We start from the raw sequence: 17,146 nt of genomic DNA on the forward strand, positions 1-17,146 counted from the left end.
CAACTACAACTCGGTCTGAATTGAGAGCGTCGCTCTCAACAGATTAGTACAGACGAGTACGGCGTGCGTTTTCGCGAGCCAGTTTCTTCGCGTGACGTTTCACTGCAGAAGCTTTAGCGCGCTTACGTTCGGTAGTCGGTTTTTCATAGAACTCACGACGACGAACTTCCGCCAGAACACCTGCTTTTTCGCAGGAACGCTTGAAGCGACGCAGAGCTACGTCGAACGGCTCGTTTTCACGTACTTTAATTACCGGCATGTGCCTCTCACCTTTGATTAATTCGGTTTGCCGCTGGCCGCAATGCCAGCTTATTTCAAAATGGTGCGGAATTTTACTGCAACTACTGCTGCTTTGTAAAGCACCTGCGCCTTTTTTGAAAGGGACTTTTATAAGGGTGGGGAGTATACACGAAGAGAACACCAGGGGTGAGCAAAGTTTTACATCGCCGGTCATTGGACCTACACTGCGCGGTATTGAAGCGAGGTAAAACAACTCATGCGTGTACTGGGCATTGAAACATCCTGCGATGAAACCGGCATCGCGATTTATGACGACCAGCAAGGTCTGTTAGCCAACCAATTGTATAGTCAGGTGAAACTGCATGCGGACTACGGCGGCGTGGTGCCGGAGCTGGCATCGCGCGACCACGTGCGCAAAACGGTGCCGCTGATCCAGGCGGCGCTGAAAGAGGCCGGCCTGACGGCGAAAGATATCGACGCCGTCGCCTATACGGCGGGTCCTGGCCTGGTCGGCGCGCTGCTGGTCGGGGCGACCGTTGGCCGGTCGCTGGCCTTCGCCTGGAACGTGCCGGCGATCCCGGTACACCATATGGAAGGGCACCTGCTGGCGCCGATGCTGGAAGATAACCCGCCGGCGTTCCCGTTCGTCGCGCTGCTGGTTTCCGGCGGCCATACGCAGCTGATCAGCGTCACCGGTATCGGCCAGTACGAACTGCTGGGCGAGTCGATTGACGATGCGGCGGGCGAAGCCTTTGATAAAACCGCGAAACTGCTGGGGCTGGATTATCCCGGCGGGCCGATGCTGTCGAAAATGGCGTCCCAGGGTACTGAAGGCCGCTTCGTCTTCCCGCGTCCGATGACCGACCGTCCGGGGTTGGACTTCAGCTTCTCCGGACTGAAGACCTTCGCCGCCAACACCATTCGCAGCAACGGCGACGATGAACAAACCCGCGCCGACATCGCCCGCGCGTTTGAGGATGCGGTTGTCGATACGCTGATGATTAAATGTCGCCGCGCGCTGGAGCAAACCGGCTTTAAGCGTCTGGTGATGGCGGGAGGCGTGAGCGCCAACCGCACCCTGCGGGCGAAGCTGGCGGAGATGATGCAAAAACGCGGCGGTGAGGTATTCTACGCCCGCCCTGAGTTCTGTACCGATAACGGCGCGATGATCGCCTACGCCGGCATGGTGCGTCTGCAAACCGGCGCCAAAGCTGAGCTCGGCGTGACGGTCCGCCCGCGCTGGCCGCTGGCCGAACTACCTGCCGCCTAAAGCGTCCTGAAACAGGCCGACGTCACGTCGGCCTGCCTACCTGACTACTCCATACTTTTACACAGTGAGCAGATGGCACCCTGATGCTTATGTGAATGCATCACGTCCGGGCGCTCGTACTCTTCCTCACAGCTAACGCATTGATACACGGTGGTCGAGGCGTTCCCCGCCGCGTCATAGCGCGGTTCGGCGATCCCGTCATCCACCTGCTTAATATAGTAGCGCCCGCGGGTGAGGATCCCCATCAGCGGGGTCATGACAAAGGCGACGACCAACGCGATCAGCGGCGAGAACGGCGCCAACGTCGTCCCCAGCAGGCCGAAGAAAGCGCAGATCGACAGCCCGGCGGCCAGGCCAAAGGAAACCACGCCCACCGGGTTAACGTTGTAGATCATGCCGCGACGATATTCCGGCTGCGCCGGGGCCAGCTTGAGCAAGCCTTTATTAAAGGTGATGTCGGTCGCCACCACCACGACCCAGGCGATAGCGAAGTTGGAGTAAAAGCCGAGGATCCACGACAGGGCGCTGAACATATCGCCTTCCATCAGCGCCAGGGCAATCGCCAGATTGACCACCACAAAAATAATCCGCCCCGGATAGCGTTTGGTGGTGCGGGTCCAGGCGCTGGTCCACGCCAACGAGCCGGAGTAGGCATTGGTGACGTTAATTTTGATCTGCGAGATCACCACCAGCACCACCGCCAGCGTCAGGGCCAGCCAGCCGGGCACCAGATTATCGAAGACGCTGACGAACTGCTGCACCGGTTCGGTATTGTGCACCGCCGGAAAACGGGTCAACAGATAGAAGCCGAGGAAGGCGCCGATGATCTGTTTGATCGCGCCTAGCACCACCCAGCCCGGACCGGCGGAAAAGACCGCCAGCCACCAGCTTTTACGGTTCTCCGCGGTTTTAGGCGGCATAAAGCGCAGGTAATCAATTTGCTCGCCAATTTGCATGATCAGCGACAGGCATACCCCGGCGCCGAGCATGATGGCGGTGATATCCACCGTCGACGCGCTGTTTTTACCAGCGAAATGCAGGAAGCCGTCCACCAGCTGCGGATCTTTGACAATCAGCCACACCACCGGCACCACCATCAGCACCAGCCACAGTGGAGTGGTCCATACCTGCAGGCGGGTCAGGGCTTTCATGCCATAGACCACCAGCGGGAGCACCATCAGGGTGGCGATCAGATACCCCATCCACAGCGGTATCCCGAGGCCCACCAGCAGCCCCTGGGCCATGATCGAGCCTTCGAGGGCGAAGAAGATAAAGGTGAAGCCGGCAAAAATAATGCTGGTGATCACTGAGCCGAAATAGCCGAAGCCGGCGCTGCGGGTGATCAGGTCAAGGTCAATGTTGTAGCGCGCGGCAGTGATCGCCAGCGGAATGCCGGTGAGGAAGATCACCAGCGCCGCCACCAGGATCGAATAGATGGCGTTGCTGGTGCCCCAGGCCATACCGATGCTGGCGCCGATGGAAAAGTCCGCCAGATAGGCGATGCCGCCCAGCGCCGTGACCGCGACGACGCCCGGTCCCCAGCGGCGGAAGCTCAGCGGGGCGTAACGTAAGGTGTAATCTTCTAAGGTTTCCCGGGAGCCGGAAGTCCGCGCTGTCGCGGGTAATTCAGGGTTGAGATCCAGTGATGACATAGTCATTCCTTAATGGTTAGGCATGACTTGAATTAGCAAACCTTATGCCATATTGCAGGGCAGGCGTGGCGGGGAGGGGAGCGCAGGGTGATAGAAGAGAGAGCATGGGTTGCACCATCCGGACGCGTCTGCGCCCGGCTGGTGCAACAGGCCTATTTGCCGAGCATGCCTTTGTCTTCGAGGAAGGCGATAATGGTGCTCAGGCCGTCTCCCTGCTTCAGATTGGTGAAGGTCCATGGGCGATCGCCGCGCATACGCTGGGTATCGCTGGCCATCACCTCCAGCGAAGCGCCGACATAGGGGGCAAGGTCGGTTTTATTGATCACCAGAAAATCGGATTTGGTGATCCCCGGCCCGCCTTTGCGCGGGATCTTCTCCCCTTCGGCCACGTCAATGACGTAGATGGTCAGATCCGCCAGCTCCGGGCTGAAGGTGGCGCTCAGGTTATCGCCGCCGCTTTCCACGAAGATAAGGTCGAGGTTACCGAACTTTTCACTCAGCGCTTCCACGGCGGCGAGGTTCATCGAGGCATCTTCGCGGATCGCCGTGTGCGGGCAGCCGCCGGTTTCTACACCGACAATGCGTTCAGGGGCCAGCGCGCCCGCTTCGGTGAGGATGCGCTGATCTTCTTTGGTATAGATGTCGTTAGTGACCACCGCCAGCTGCCAGGTATCGCGCATGGCTTTGCACAGCGCTTCCAGCAGGGCGGTTTTACCGGAGCCGACCGGGCCGCCGACGCCGACGCGCAGCGGGTGTTTATAAGAATTCATGGCTTCTCCTAGGAACGGAATAATCGGGAGTATTGGGTTTCATGCCGGGCAGAGGCGATGGCGGCGAGCGGCGTGGCCGATCCGATATCGCCGTCCGGCGCGGCCAGTGCGCGGGGCATCGCCGCCGCGTAGTGGTCGCAAAGACGTAAAATGAGCTGCTGGGCGGCCTGCTGGCCGAAGGGCACCAGCTTGACGCCGGCCATTACGGCGCTCTCAATCCAGCTGTAGCCCAGGCTTAAGGCCATCTCGGGCAGCGCGATGCGCCAGCGCACGCCGAGCCAGGCCATCCCGGCGAGCTGGCTTTGCTGGCACAGCGTGCGCCACGGCGGCGGGCAGTCCGGCTGCCAGTCGCTCAGCAGGCGGGCAAACGCCGCGCCGCGGTTGCGCTCTTCCTCCCGCAGTTCACGGGTCTCCCGGCAGGCCAGCAGATAAGCCGTCCAGCGCCGGGCCGCGGCGATATCGCCTTGTTCGCAGGCGCGGTACAGGCGGGCGAACAGCGGCAGGTCAACGGTAAAAAAGCCTTCCGTCATCTGCCGTCGCTGCCAGCGCTCGAAGGCCGCGACGTCCGGCACCCAGCCGGCTTCCACAGCCCACTCCAGCCCCTGGGACCAGCTGTAACCTCCTACCGGCAGGTTGCTGCTGGCCAGCTGCATCAGCCGCAGGCGTTGTTCCGCTGTCGACATGCTAGTGGCTGTGAGCGTGGTGGTCATGATGAGCATGATGATGACCGTGGCTTTCGCTGGCGTAAGCGCCGGCTTCCGGCTCGAACGGCAGCTGGCCAAAGGTCACCGTCAGGCCGAACTGGCGCAGCATATCGTCCAGCACGTGATCGTGATGGTAGCGCAGCTCGCCTGGCATAATCTGCAGCGGTACGTGACGGTTGCCGAGGTGATAGCAGGCCTTCGCCAGCATAAACGGGTCGTCGCAGCGCACCACCGACACCCCTTCATCAGCGGCAATCACCTGCACAAATTCGGTGCCGTCTTCGTTACTCAGCACATCGCCGCCGCGCAGCAGCAGGCCGCGGGGCAGCAGCAGACCGGCTTCCCGGCCATCGTTGAGGGTGACTTTTACCCGGCTTTTGACGCGAACATCAATCGGCAGCGTAACGCTGGCGGTCGCGGCGGCGGGGGTCTCCAGACGTTGAGTTAAATAAAGCATCCGCACTCCTTAAAACAGAAAATAACGTTGCGCCATCGGCAGAACCTCTGCCGGCTCGCTGGTGATGAGTTCGCCATCCGCCCGCACCTCATAGGTCTGCGCGTCGACGGTGATGTTAGGCTGCAGGCTGTTGTGCACCATGTCGGCTTTCTGCACCGTGCGGCAGCCTTTCACCACGGCAATCGCGCTGCGCAGGTTCAGCCGCTCGGCTACGCCATGGTCCGCCGCTGCCTGCGACAGGAAGGTGAGGCGGCAGTGATGGCGGGCGCTGCCCAGCGCGCCAAACATCGGACGGTAGTGTACCGGCTGCGGGGTCGGAATAGAGGCATTGATATCGCCCATCGGCGCGATGGCGATCATGCCGCCCTTGATCACGGTGGCCGGTTTCACGCCGAAGAAGGCAGGCGACCAGACCACCAGGTCCGCCAGCTTACCCACCTCAATGGAGCCGACTTCGTGCGCGATGCCGTGGGTCAGCGCCGGGTTGATGGTGTATTTGGCGATGTAGCGCTTCACGCGGAAGTTGTCGTTATCCCCGGTCTCCTCCGCCAGCGCGCCGCGCTGCACCTTCATGCGGTGCGCCACCTGCCAGGTGCGGAGAACCACTTCTCCGACGCGGCCCATGGCCTGCGAATCGGAGGAGGTGAGCGAGAAGGCGCCAAGGTCGTGCAGCACGTCTTCTGCGGCGATGGTTTCCCGGCGAATGCGCGACTCGGCAAAGGCCACGTCCTCGGCGATGTCCGGGTCCAGATGGTGGCAGACCATCAGCATATCGAGATGTTCGTCGATGGTGTTGAGGGTGTAGGGCAGCGTTGGGTTGGTGGAGGACGGCAAAATGTTCGGGTGGGCGCAGGCGGTGATGATGTCCGGCGCATGGCCGCCGCCGGCTCCTTCGGTATGGAAGGTGTGAATGGTGCGCCCGCCGATGGCGGCAAGGGTATCTTCCACAAAACCGGACTCATTGAGGGTGTCGCTGTGCAGGGCGACCTGAATATCCATCTCATCGGCGACGGTTAATGCGCAGTCGATCGCCGCCGGGGTGGCGCCCCAGTCCTCATGGATCTTCAGGCCAATAACACCCGCCGCCACCTGCTCGCGTAGAGCGTCCGGCTGAGAAACGTTGCCCTTGCCCAACAGGCCGATATTAACCGGCAGGCTGTCGGCCGCCTGCAGCATGCGTGAGATATACCATGGCCCCGGGGTGCAGGTGGTGGCATGGGTACCCGCCGCCGGGCCAGTACCGCCGCCGACCATGGTGGTCACGCCGGAGACCAGCGCCTCTTCCGCCTGCTGCGGACAGATCCAGTGAATATGGGTATCGATCCCGCCGGCGGTGACGATTTTTCCTTCGGCGGCAATCACTTCCGTCGCGGCGCCGATGGGGATGGTGACGTTGGGCTGGATGTCGGGGTTGCCGGCTTTGCCGATGGCGAAGATCCGGCCGTCCTTCACGCCGATATCGGCCTTAACGATGCCCCAGTGATCGACGATCAGCGCGTTGGTGAGCACCAGGTCAACACAGTCGGCGGCCAGCATCTGTCCCTGGCCCATCCCGTCGCGGATCACTTTGCCGCCGCCGAATTTGACCTCTTCCCCGTAGGTGGTCAAATCGTCCTCCACCTCGATCCACAGCTCGGTATCGGCCAGGCGCACCTTATCGCCGACGGTGGGGCCGAACATGTCGGCATAGGCCTGGCGTGAAATATTACTCATCGTTTGCCTCCAGTGGGCCCATGACTTCGCCGCGGAAGCCGAAGACGGCGCGGTGACCGGCGAAGGCCACCAGCTCAATCTCGCGTTTCTGGCCAGGTTCAAAGCGTACCGCCGTGCCGGCCGGGATATTCAGGCGATAGCCGGTGGCCTGCTGACGGTCGAACTTCAGCGCCGGGTTGACCTCGGCGAAATGGTAGTGCGAACCGACCTGAATCGGACGATCGCCGTGGTTTTCAACGACCACGCGACAGGTCGCCCGGCCGGTGTTGAGGGCTATCTGGCCGGGCTTAACGTGATATTCACCAGGGATCATGGCGCTGCCTCAGATAATCGGGTTGTGAACGGTGACCAGCTTCGAGCCGTCCGGGAAGGTGGCTTCGACCTGGATATCCGGGATCATTTCCGGGACGCCTTCCATCACCTGCTCGCGGGTCAGGACGTGACGACCTTCCTCCATCAGCGAGGCCACGCTTTTGCCGTCGCGGGCGCCTTCCATAATAAAGGCGCTGATCAGGGCCACGGATTCCGGATAGTTGAGCTTCAGGCCGCGGGCCAGGCGGCGTTCTGCCACCAGCGCGGCGGTAAACAGCAACAGCTTGTCTTTTTCTCGGGGGGTCAGTTCCATAACGTTCTCTTAAGTCAGCCAGATTCGGGGGAGTACGGGGGACTTGCCGGTGAGATGAGGGCGCAGAAACTGCCAGACGTCGCGCATCACCTGCTGGCAAATCAGATTATCGTCACTGAGGAAGCGCACCGTCAGCAGGCGGTCGGTCAGGCTGGCGCCGGCGTAGAGGCCGAGCGGCGCCAGCGCGTCGCGCACCCCGTCGAGCAGGGCATCGGTTGCCGGATAGCACAGCAGCGTGCCGACCCAGGGACGTCCAGCGATGCTGGAGAGCTCTCCCTCCTGCAGGTGCAGGCGCTCGACCAGCAGCGGCTCATTGTCCACCCATACCTCCAGCCGGTTGCTGAGGGTGCCGTGGCTGAAGGTTTCGCCGATCACCGGGCGGCCAAGGCAGAGCAGATCCCAGGCCAGCAGGGTGCTGGAGGCACACAGGTGAAAGGTGGTGGACAGCCGGGCGTTCGCCCCGGGAAAGAAGATGGCATCCTGCGGGAGCCACTCCAGGGTCGCCTGCGGGGCGAGGGTCAACTGCTGGCGCAAAAGCGCTTGCGCGCCGCTGCTGCGGTAAAACTTGCTGGCGCCAGGCATGGTGATCAGGGTATGGCAGCCGGGATCAAGGTGGGCGCTAATCGTCAGTTCATCACCGCCGACGATGCCGCCGGGGGGGTGAAGCAGATAGAGGTGACAGGTCTCTTCTTCCGGGTAAAACGGGCGCTGGACGGTCAGCGGGCCGACGTGTTGGGCGCTGGCGAGAACGGTCTTGCCGCCGGCCTGCTGAAAGCGCAGATCCAGCGTGGCCTGCCAGCCTTTTTTGAGTGGTGGTAACACGGTGCCGTGCAATGTTGCGCCCCTGCAAAATCAAGATAAAACAGCAGCAATGAGTATTGATCGGCGGGAGATTATCCCGGTCATACGAAACGCTTATGTCATCTGTTACCCGCAGCGTCGCATTGGGCGCGAGGGGAAAGCGGCATAACCGCTCCGGATTATTCACCCGGATAATCATTGCCGTCAATATCCTGATCCGCTGCCTGGCCGCTGCGGAAAAGGCGCCAGCGGGGGGACGCCGCGCCGCTGGTCGCTGGCGTGATTTTTGCTGTGGGTCACCGCTAACGCATTGTTACAAAAGAGGGATGTGGTGAAGATCGCCAATCATGACGACGTAAGGCGAAAAGGCGGGTGAGACAGGTAAATAGAGGCGGGGATCCCTCCGGCTGGCGGGGCCGGGAGGGGAGATTACTTCTCTTCTGGCGTTTTTTTCTTCTTCACACGCGTCCAGATTTTGCTCTCCTGGCGGCGCCACAGACGCTGAATGTTGTCGTGATGGCGCAGGAGGATCAGGCAGGAGAGCATCGACACCGGGAAGGTGTACTGCGGTTTAAACCACCAGACGTAGAACGGAGCGATCAGCGCGCTGACGATAGCGCCAAGGGAAGAGTAACCGCTGAGCAGGATGGTCAGCAGCCAGGTCCCGGCCATCACGCCGGTCAGGTCGAGGCCGATGGGGGCGATAGCGCCGAAGGCCGTGGCGACGCCTTTACCGCCGCGGAAATGAAAGAAAACCGGCCAGATATGGCCCACGCAGGCGGCAATCGCCACTAAACCCAGCCAGAACGGCGTCAGGCCCAGCGCCCAGGCGCCCCATACCGGCAGCATGCCCTTCAGCACATCAAAAATAAGTACCGCTACGGCCGCCCCTTTTCCGCCAATTCGTAGTACGTTAGTGGCCCCGGGGTTGCCTGAGCCGCTGTCGCGTGGGTCGGGCAGGCCAGCAAGGCGACATACCAGAATGGCGCTGGAAATGGAGCCGCAGAGGTAGGCGAGGAGTACCAGTCCAGGCGCGATTGCACTCATAACGCTGTTCCGTTTTGAAAATGTCGTTGTATTCTCTGCATCTGTGGATAATACGCATAATTCGCCGGAAGTGGTATCCGGTTTAGCTAAAAAGCAGGCAGGGCGTGATGGATATTGTATTTATAGAGCAACTTTCGGTAATCACCACCATTGGTGTTTATGACTGGGAACAAACCATTGAGCAGAAGCTGGTGTTCGATATCGAAATTGCATGGGATAACCGCAAGGCGGCCGCCAGCGATGATGTCAGCGATTGCCTCAGCTATGCTGATATCAGCGAGCGCGTCATCGCGCATGTTGAGGGGGGAAAATTCGCGTTAGTGGAGCGGGTGGCGGAAGAGGTGGCCGACCTGCTGCTGGAGACATTCCAGTCGCCATGGGTGCGCATTAAAGTCAGCAAACCTGGCGCCGTGGCTCGCGCGGCAAACGTCGGGGTGATTATTGAACGTGGCCTTAATCTGAAACAAAACTTTTCAGGTCATACTTGTTAAACAAATTGCGTTTATACCGGTCATAGCATCCGGTCATCAGGCAATTTTACTGGCGATCTTCTACCAGAACGGCAGGCGAATCCTTGTGTACGCCGTGTATGCTGCGGATTGCGCGCCCTCTGGCAGTCGGGTTGTGCCTGTTGAACGATACCGTGTTCCTGGTTTTTTTCATTTTACTTTTTTAAAGGGTTTAATTGGATGAGCGATATACACTCGCTGCTGGTGGCGGCAATATTGGGTGTGGTTGAGGGGTTGACAGAGTTTTTACCTGTTTCCAGTACCGGTCATATGATTATTGTTGGTCACCTGCTGGGGTTTGAAGGTGATACGGCAAATACCTTTGAAGTGGTTATTCAGCTAGGCTCGATACTCGCCGTGGTGGTCATGTTCTGGCGTCGCCTGTTCGGCCTGATCGGCATCCATTTCGGCAGGCCGCCGGAGCACGAAGGTAAAGGCAGCGGTCGCTTGTCGCTTATCCATATCCTTCTCGGCATGATCCCCGCGGTGGTGATGGGGCTTATTTTCCACGACACCATTAAATCTTTGTTTAACCCGGTAAACGTGATGTACGCCCTGATTGTCGGCGGTGTGCTGTTAATTGCGGCGGAAGTGCTGAAGCCGAAACAGCCGCGCGCGGTCGGGATTGACGATATGACCTATCGTCAGGCGTTCGTTATCGGCTGCTTCCAGTGCCTGGCGCTGTGGCCGGGCTTCTCCCGCTCAGGGGCGACCATCTCCGGCGGCATGCTGATGGGCGTCAGCCGCTACGCGGCGTCGGAATTCTCATTCCTGCTGGCGGTACCGATGATGATGGGCGCCACGGTGCTGGACGTCTACAAGAGCATCGGCTTCCTCAACATGGGCGATGTCCCGATGTTTGCCGTCGGCTTCGTGATGGCGTTTATCGTGGCGCTGATTGCGATTAAAACCTTCCTGCAGCTGATCAAACGGATCTCGTTCATTCCGTTCGCTATCTACCGCTTTATCGTCGCGGCAGCGGTTTACGTGGTCTTCTTCTAAGGCCTGCGCCCTCAGCCTTGCGGCTGGGGGCAACGCTGTTCCTTCCACTGCGCCACCGCCGCAATTCTCCGCCGCGTCAGCTCCTCGCGAATTTCCGCCCCTTTAAACCCCGCCGCCACCACCTCTTTGGTGGAGACTGACCTCGCCACCTCCCAGGCCTCTAATAGCAGGCGCCCCTGCGGATAATCGCTAGCCTCGAAACCGGTGCGCCCGCGAACGTCGGCTTCGCTGGTGAGGGCGATCTGCTGCACGCGCTGCGGTTTACGCCAGGCGTCAATGCTGTCGAAGAGTTTGACGAGGGTTTTCGGCTGCAGGATCGGCAGGGTGTGGATCAGATCATGATACTCCGCCACCAGTTTCGCGAGATCGCGGATATCGTTCGGCACCCGCAGACGCGCGCAGAGCTGTTCCACCAGCTTGACTCCCGCCGGGCCATGGCCGTGGTGACGCGGCCAGAGCGCTTTCGGCGTCAGCCCTTTGCCGAGGTCATGGCATAGGGTGGCGAAGCGCACATCGACGTCCGGCGACAGCATCGCGGCCATCGTGACGGTCATCAGGGTGTGCAGGCCGGTGTCGATTTCCGGGTGCCATTTGGCCGGGGCCGGCACGCCGTACAGGGCGTCAATCTCCGGGAACAGCACCTTGAGGGCCTGGCAGTCGCGCAGCGTCTGAAAAAAGACCTGCGGGTTGCGGGTGGTCAACGCGCTTTCCGTCTCTTTCCACACCCGCTCCGGCGTTAAATGGGCCAGTTCGCCGGCCTCAACCATGGCGGCCATCAGGGTCTGGGTCTCTTCGGCAATGCGAAAACCGAGATGGGCATAGCGGGCGGCAAAGCGCGCCACACGCAGCACGCGCAGCGGATCTTCGCTAAAGGCGGGGGAGACATGGCGCAGCAGACGCTGGCGGAGATCGTTTTGTCCGCCGTAGGGGTCGATAATTGCGCCGTCGGCGTCCTGGGCGAGGGCGTTGACCGTCAGGTCACGGCGCAGCAGATCCGCTTCGAGGGTGACGTCCGGGGCGGCATAGCAGGTAAAACCGGTATAGCCTGCGCCGGATTTGCGCTCGGTGCGGGCCAGGGCATACTCTTCCCGGCTTTGCGGATGAAGGAACACGGGAAAGTCGCGGCCTACCTGCTGATAGCCCGCGTCAAGCATCTGTTGCGGGGTGGCGCCCACCACCACCCAGTCTCGGTCTTTGACCGGCAGTCCTAACAGCGCGTCGCGCACCGCACCGCCGACCAGATAACTCTTCACGCCTGATTCTCCCGTATCTGTTTTTTGCAAGATGATACGTAAGTCTGGCAGAGAAGACGAATTAGTTCATCCACCGGTCTTTACGTTTGCGGCTTGGCACCAGATGCGGCAGCACCAGACCCAGCAGCAGACCGACGCCCAACACGCCGCCGCCGTACATAAACCACTGCATGATAATGGTGCGCTGTTTGTCATCAAGCTGCAGATTCGCCGCATTCACCTTCTTCTGCGCGACAACCAGCTCATTTTTCAACTTTTGGTTCTCGTCTTTCAGCGCGTTGATCACGCTGTCGCTGCCGGCGACTTTCTTCTGCATATCCGCCGTGCGCTGGTTCCAGGTGGCGTCGATATTATTCAGCTTATCGGTCAGCGTTTTGACCTGGTTTTCCAGATCCGGGACGCGGGTGCGCAGGCTGGGCTCGTTGCTCAGCTCTTTCAGCGGGATCCAGGCAGTACGCCCATTGGCGTCGCGGATCTGCGCGTAACTGGTGCTGTCGTTGGTTTGCAGCACCGCCACTTCTTCCCCGGCGTTGATGGTGCCGACCAGACGATAATTATCGCCCGGGCCGCTGCGAACCCAGGTGTTCAGCTCATCGGAAACGTAGCGCTTTTCTTCTGCGTGAACCGCCGTGGCGGCGCTAAGCGCGAGCAAAGTAAAAGTAATCAGGCGTAATTTTGGCATCAGGTCATCGTTTGGTCATAAAAAGTGGAACGATAGTAGAGGCATCGCCAGAGCGACGCAAAGTTTTCCGCCACAATCGGAATCATCCAGGAGGTGGCCCGGCAAAAAGCGCGTTGCATGGCGATTCGCCGCAAAATACTATCTACTGACAAAAAATATCGTCGTAAGTTCGCCGCAATTTGTCGGCGCAGCACAGAAGCGGAAGAATTCAGTCATGGCTCAAGAAATCGAACTTAAGTTTATCGTCGCTCAGGATGGGGTAGAGACGCTGCGCGAGCAGCTCAATGCGCTCGAGGCGAAACATACGCCCGCGGGCCAGTTGCTGAACATTTATTACGAAACCGCCGATAACTGGCTGCGTCGTCACGACATGGGGCTGCGCATCCGCGGCGATCAGGGGCGTTATGAAATGACGCTGAAAATCGCCGGTCGGGTGGTGGGCGGCCTGCACCAGCGCCCGGAATACAATATTCCCCTGGATAAACCGGAGCTGGCGCTTGAGCGCCTGCCGGCGGAGGTTTGGCCGCAAGGGGAACTTCCGACCGCGCTGGCGGAGCATGTCCAGCCGCTGTTCAGCACCGATTTTGCCCGTGAACGCTGGGTGATCCAGGAAGGAAAGAGTGAGATTGAGATTGCCCTCGATCGCGGCGAAGTGAAGGCGGGCGAGCATCAGGAGCCGATCTGCGAGCTGGAGCTGGAGTTGCTCGCCGGGGAGACCGCCGATCTGCTGCGCTTCGCGCAGCGTTTGCTGGAGAGCGGCGTCCTGCGTCAGGGGAGCCTGAGCAAAGCCGCGCGCGGGTATCATCTGGCGCAAGGCAACAATGAACGCCCGGTGGCCCGGTTGGCGGTGCTGCCGGTGGCGGCGAAGGCCAGCGTGGAGCAGGGGCTGGAGGCGGCGCTGGAGAGCGCCCTGGCGCACTGGCTGTATCACGATGAGGTCTGGCTGCGCGGCAACGCGAAAGCTAAAGCGGAAATCCTGCTGGCGTTGGCCCGCGTGCGCCATGCCCTCGTGCTGTTCGGCGGCATCGTGCCGCGGAAGGCGACCACCCACCTCCGCGCCTTGCTGAACGACGCCGAAGCCGCGCTGCTGGCCGCGGACACCGCCGAGGAGGCGTTATTCTGCCCCGAGGTCGTCGCCGCCAAACTGGCGCTGACCGAATGGCTGGTCCAGCGCGGCTGGCGTCCGTTCCTCAACGAGGCGGGAGAGAAAAAAATAGCCGGATCGTTCAAACGGTTTGCCGATATTAACCTCTCGCGGGTGGCGGCCGAGCTGCGCGGCGCCGTGCAGCATCTGGCGGTTGAAGATGCCGCCGACCAGTTGCCGAAGCTGTCCCGCGATATCGACAGCGTCCAGTTGCTGGCGGGCGCCTATGGCGACGCCGTCGCGCCGTGGCTGGAGAACTGGCAGGAGCTTCAGCGTGCGATAGAGCATGACGACCGCAGCGTCTTTGAATATTTCCGTCGCCAGGCGCTGGCTGCCGAGCCGTTCTGGCTGCATAGTGGAAAACGATAATTACAGGCCAGGGAGCCCCTATGATGCCGCTTTCTTCGCAGTTACAGCAGCACTGGCAGACGGTCGCTGACCGCCTGCCAGCGGATTTTCCCGTCGCCGAACTGAGCCCGCAGGCCCGGTCGGTGATGGCGTTCAGTGATTTTGTCGAACAGAGTGTGATCGCCCAGCCAGGCTGGCTGAACGAGCTTGCGGACTCCTCGCCGGAGGCGGAAGAGTGGCGGCATTACGAGACCTGGCTGCAGGAGCGCCTGCAAGCGGTGGCTGACGAAGCGGGGTTGATGCGAGAGCTGCGTCTTTTCCGCCGCCAGATGATGGTCCGCATTGCCTGGGCGCAGGCGCTGTCGCTGGTAAGCGAAGAAGAGACGCTGCAGCAGCTGAGCGTCCTGGCAGAGACCCTGATTGTCGCCGCTCGCGACTGGCTGTATGCCGCCTGCTGTAAGGAGTGGGGAACGCCCTGCAACGCCGAGGGCCAGCCGCAGCCGCTGCTGATCCTCGGGATGGGAAAGCTGGGCGGCGGCGAGCTGAACTTCTCTTCCGATATCGATCTGATTTTTGCCTGGCCTGAGCATGGTGCCACCCGCGGCGGCCGCCGCGAGCTGGATAACGCCCAGTTCTTTACCCGCCTGGGGCAGCGGCTGATCAAGGCGCTCGACCAGCCGACGCAGGACGGCTTTGTCTATCGGGTGGACATGCGCCTGCGACCGTTTGGCGACAGCGGGCCGCTGGTGCTCAGCTTTGCGGCGCTGGAGGATTATTACCAGGAGCAGGGCCGGGACTGGGAACGCTACGCGATGGTGAAAGCGCGGATCATGGGCGATAACGACGACGCCTACGCCAGCGAGCTGCGCGCGATGCTTCGCCCCTTCGTCTTCCGCCGCTATATCGACTTCAGCGTGATCCAGTCGCTGCGTAACATGAAAGGGATGATCGCTCGTGAAGTGCGGCGTCGCGGGCTGAAAGACAACATCAAGCTCGGCGCCGGCGGGATCCGTGAAATTGAGTTTATCGTGCAGGTCTTTCAGCTGATCCGCGGCGGTCGCGAACCTGCGCTGCAGCAGCGGGCGCTGCTGCCGACGCTGGCGGCGATTGATGAGCTGCATCTGCTGCCGGAAGGCGACGCGGCGCTGCTGCGCGCGGCCTATCTGTTCCTGCGCCGGCTGGAAAATCTGCTGCAGAGCATCAACGATGAGCAGACCCAGACTCTGCCGCAGGATGAACTGAACCGCGCCAGGCTGGCGTGGGGGATGCATACTGACGACTGGGAGACGCTGAGCGCGCAGCTGGCGAGCCATATGGCCAGCGTGCGGCGGGTGTTTAATGAGCTGATCGGCGATGATGAGGCTCAGTCGCCGGATGAGCAGCTCGCCGAGTACTGGCGCGAGCTGTGGCAGGATGCGCTGGAAGAAGATGACGCCAGCCCGGCGCTGGCGCATTTAAACGACGCCGACCGCCGCAGCGTGCTGGCGCTGATTGCCGATTTCCGTAAAGAGCTGGATCGGCGCACCATCGGCCCGCGCGGCCGCCAGGTGCTGGATCAACTGATGCCGCATCTGCTGAGCGAAATCTGCTCGCGCGCCGATGCGCCGCTGCCTCTGGCTCGGATCACGCCGCTGTTGACCGGGATCGTCACTCGCACCACCTATCTTGAACTGCTGAGCGAATTCCCCGGCGCGCTGAAGCACCTGATTACGCTCTGCGCCGCGTCGCCGATGGTCGCCAGCCAGCTGGCGCGCCACCCGCTGCTGCTTGATGAGCTACTGGATCCCAACACTCTCTATCAGCCGACGGCGACCGATGCATATCGCGATGAGCTGCGTCAGTATCTGCTGCGGGTGCCGGAAGAGGATGAAGAGCAGCAGCTGGAGGCACTGCGCCAGTTCAAGCAGGCGCAGCAGCTGCATATCGCCGCGGCGGATATCGCCGGCACGCTGCCGGTGATGAAGGTCAGCGATCACTTAACCTGGCTTGCCGAAGCGATCCTCGACGCGGTGGTGCAGCAGGCATGGGGACAGATGGTGGCCCGCTACGGCCAGCCGACCCATCTGCACGATCGCCAGGGGCGCGGCTTCGCCGTCGTCGGCTACGGCAAGCTCGGCGGCTGGGAGCTGGGCTACAGTTCCGATCTCGACCTTGTGTTCCTCCATGACTGTCCGGCGGAGGTGATGACCGACGGCGAGCGGGAGATCGACGGCCGTCAGTTCTACCTGCGGCTGGCTCAGCGGATCATGCATCTGTTCAGCACCCGCACCTCGTCCGGTATTCTCTACGAAGTTGACGCCCGGCTGCGCCCTTCCGGCGCGGCGGGGATGCTGGTCACCACCGCCGACGCGTTTGCCGACTATCAGCAGAACGAAGCCTGGACATGGGAGCATCAGGCGCTGGTGCGCGCTCGCGTGGTCTATGGCGACCCGGCGCTGCAGGCGCGATTTGACGCCATTCGTCGCGATATCCTGACCACCGCGCGGGATGGCGCGACCCTGCAGACCGAAGTTCGCGAGATGCGTGAGAAGATGCGCGCCCACCTCGGCAATAAACATGCCGATCGTTTTGATATCAAAGCCGATGCCGGTGGGATCACGGATATTGAATTTATTACCCAGTATCTGGTCCTACGCTATGCCAGCGACAAGCCGAAGTTGACCCGCTGGTCTGATAACGTGCGTATTCTCGAGCTGCTGGCGCAGAACGACATCATGGACGAGGAGGAAGCGCGAGCCTTAACGCACGCGTACACCACCTTGCGTGATGCGCTCCATCACCTGGCCCTGCAGGAGCTGCCGGGACACGTGGCGCCAGAGGCATTCAGCCGGGAGCGTGAGCAGGTCAGCGCCAGCTGGCAGAAGTGGCTGATGGCTTAACTATAAAATCGGGTGTGCTATTATCGCGCGCAAAGTTTGCGTCTCGCAGG

The 17,146-nt window shown here is 61.2% G+C and carries 18 protein-coding genes and 1 pseudogene; 6 read left to right on the forward strand and 13 right to left on the reverse strand.

Going from position 1 to position 17,146, the window contains the following annotated elements:
* Positions 1–43: 43 nt before the first annotated feature.
* Entirely contained in the window at positions 44–259 is a 216-nt protein-coding gene (gene rpsU / locus MKS11_RS01000) for a 30S ribosomal protein S21 (RefSeq protein WP_001144069.1), read from the reverse strand.
* A gap of 237 nt (positions 260–496) precedes the next feature.
* Between rpsU and tsaD the strand changes: the two genes are divergently transcribed.
* Positions 497–1,510: a tRNA (adenosine(37)-N6)-threonylcarbamoyltransferase complex transferase subunit TsaD gene (gene tsaD / locus MKS11_RS01005; protein WP_002916879.1), complete on the forward strand. Its 1,014-nt coding sequence runs from the start codon at positions 497–499 to the stop codon at positions 1,508–1,510.
* 44 nt (positions 1,511–1,554) lie between these two features.
* Here tsaD and MKS11_RS01010 read toward each other — a convergent pair whose 3' ends face one another.
* From MKS11_RS01010 to MKS11_RS01045, 8 genes are all read right to left on the reverse strand, one after another.
* On the reverse strand, positions 1,555–3,162 hold the full coding sequence (locus MKS11_RS01010; RefSeq protein WP_004205264.1) for a cytosine permease: 1,608 nt from the start codon (positions 3,160–3,162) through the stop codon (positions 1,555–1,557).
* Positions 3,163–3,314: 152 nt separating this feature from the next.
* The gene (gene ureG / locus MKS11_RS01015) at positions 3,315–3,932 is read right to left on the reverse strand and encodes an urease accessory protein UreG (protein ID WP_002916877.1); all 618 of its coding nucleotides are present in this window, start codon (positions 3,930–3,932) and stop codon (positions 3,315–3,317) included.
* Positions 3,933–3,940: 8 nt separating this feature from the next.
* A complete protein-coding gene (locus MKS11_RS01020; protein ID WP_017899735.1) occupies positions 3,941–4,615 on the reverse strand; it encodes an urease accessory protein UreF in 675 nt (224 codons plus the stop codon).
* A gap of 1 nt (position 4,616) precedes the next feature.
* Complete coding sequence (gene ureE, locus MKS11_RS01025) at positions 4,617–5,093, reverse strand: urease accessory protein UreE (RefSeq protein WP_017899736.1); 477 nt, start codon at positions 5,091–5,093, stop codon at positions 4,617–4,619.
* A 9-nt stretch (positions 5,094–5,102) separates the two neighbouring features.
* Positions 5,103–6,806 carry an urease subunit alpha gene (ureC, locus tag MKS11_RS01030; protein WP_087770944.1) on the reverse strand — a complete coding sequence of 568 codons (1,704 nt, stop codon included), beginning with the start codon at positions 6,804–6,806 and terminating at the stop codon, positions 5,103–5,105.
* Positions 6,799–7,119, reverse strand: a complete 321-nt coding sequence (locus MKS11_RS01035) for an urease subunit beta (protein WP_017899738.1) — start codon at positions 7,117–7,119, stop codon at positions 6,799–6,801. The genes ureC and MKS11_RS01035 overlap by 8 nt, the downstream gene beginning before the upstream one ends.
* A 9-nt stretch (positions 7,120–7,128) precedes the next feature.
* A complete protein-coding gene (locus MKS11_RS01040; RefSeq protein WP_002916871.1) occupies positions 7,129–7,431 on the reverse strand; it encodes an urease subunit gamma in 303 nt (100 codons plus the stop codon).
* A 9-nt stretch (positions 7,432–7,440) separates the two neighbouring features.
* Positions 7,441–8,265 carry an urease accessory protein UreD gene (locus MKS11_RS01045; protein ID WP_048325760.1) on the reverse strand — a complete coding sequence of 275 codons (825 nt, stop codon included), beginning with the start codon at positions 8,263–8,265 and terminating at the stop codon, positions 7,441–7,443.
* On the opposite strand from MKS11_RS01045, the gene MKS11_RS01050 reads away from it, so the two are divergent.
* Positions 8,255–8,401 carry a hypothetical protein gene (locus MKS11_RS01050; RefSeq protein WP_032426100.1) on the forward strand — a complete coding sequence of 49 codons (147 nt, stop codon included), beginning with the start codon at positions 8,255–8,257 and terminating at the stop codon, positions 8,399–8,401. The two genes, MKS11_RS01045 and MKS11_RS01050, sit on opposite strands and share 11 nt — an antisense overlap.
* Positions 8,402–8,411: 10 nt before the next feature.
* On the opposite strand, the pseudogene MKS11_RS27560 reads toward MKS11_RS01050, so the two are convergent.
* Positions 8,412–8,512: pseudogene (locus tag MKS11_RS27560) on the reverse strand (hypothetical protein); the annotation flags it as partial.
* Between the two features lie 149 nt (positions 8,513–8,661).
* Entirely contained in the window at positions 8,662–9,279 is a 618-nt protein-coding gene (gene plsY, locus MKS11_RS01055) for a glycerol-3-phosphate 1-O-acyltransferase PlsY (RefSeq protein ID WP_004205257.1), read from the reverse strand.
* Between the two features lie 107 nt (positions 9,280–9,386).
* Here plsY and folB point away from each other — a divergent pair, with 107 nt between their 5' ends.
* Positions 9,387–9,770, forward strand: a complete 384-nt coding sequence (folB, locus tag MKS11_RS01060) for a bifunctional dihydroneopterin aldolase/7,8-dihydroneopterin epimerase (RefSeq protein ID WP_004150923.1) — start codon at positions 9,387–9,389, stop codon at positions 9,768–9,770.
* Between the two features lie 198 nt (positions 9,771–9,968).
* Positions 9,969–10,790, forward strand: a complete 822-nt coding sequence (bacA, locus tag MKS11_RS01065; RefSeq protein WP_004205255.1) for an undecaprenyl-diphosphate phosphatase — start codon at positions 9,969–9,971, stop codon at positions 10,788–10,790.
* An 11-nt stretch (positions 10,791–10,801) separates the two neighbouring features.
* Here bacA and MKS11_RS01070 read toward each other — a convergent pair whose 3' ends face one another.
* Both MKS11_RS01070 and MKS11_RS01075 read right to left on the reverse strand, forming a co-directional pair.
* Positions 10,802–12,043, reverse strand: coding sequence for a multifunctional CCA addition/repair protein (locus tag MKS11_RS01070; RefSeq protein ID WP_017899740.1), 1,242 nt, complete (start codon positions 12,041–12,043; stop codon positions 10,802–10,804).
* A gap of 61 nt (positions 12,044–12,104) precedes the next feature.
* Entirely contained in the window at positions 12,105–12,725 is a 621-nt protein-coding gene (locus tag MKS11_RS01075; RefSeq protein ID WP_004205252.1) for a TIGR04211 family SH3 domain-containing protein, read from the reverse strand.
* A 214-nt stretch (positions 12,726–12,939) separates the two neighbouring features.
* On the opposite strand from MKS11_RS01075, the gene MKS11_RS01080 reads away from it, so the two are divergent.
* A complete protein-coding gene (locus MKS11_RS01080) occupies positions 12,940–14,238 on the forward strand; it encodes an inorganic triphosphatase (RefSeq protein WP_087770942.1) in 1,299 nt (432 codons plus the stop codon).
* Positions 14,239–14,258: 20 nt separating this feature from the next.
* Positions 14,259–17,096, forward strand: a complete 2,838-nt coding sequence (gene glnE / locus MKS11_RS01085) for a bifunctional [glutamate--ammonia ligase]-adenylyl-L-tyrosine phosphorylase/[glutamate--ammonia-ligase] adenylyltransferase (RefSeq protein WP_176377248.1) — start codon at positions 14,259–14,261, stop codon at positions 17,094–17,096.
* The last annotated feature ends 50 nt before the right edge of the window (positions 17,097–17,146 follow it).

The sequence above is a fragment of the Klebsiella sp. K5-45 genome, assembly GCF_030128605.1.
Classification (GTDB): Bacteria; Pseudomonadota; Gammaproteobacteria; order Enterobacterales; family Enterobacteriaceae; genus Klebsiella; species Klebsiella quasipneumoniae.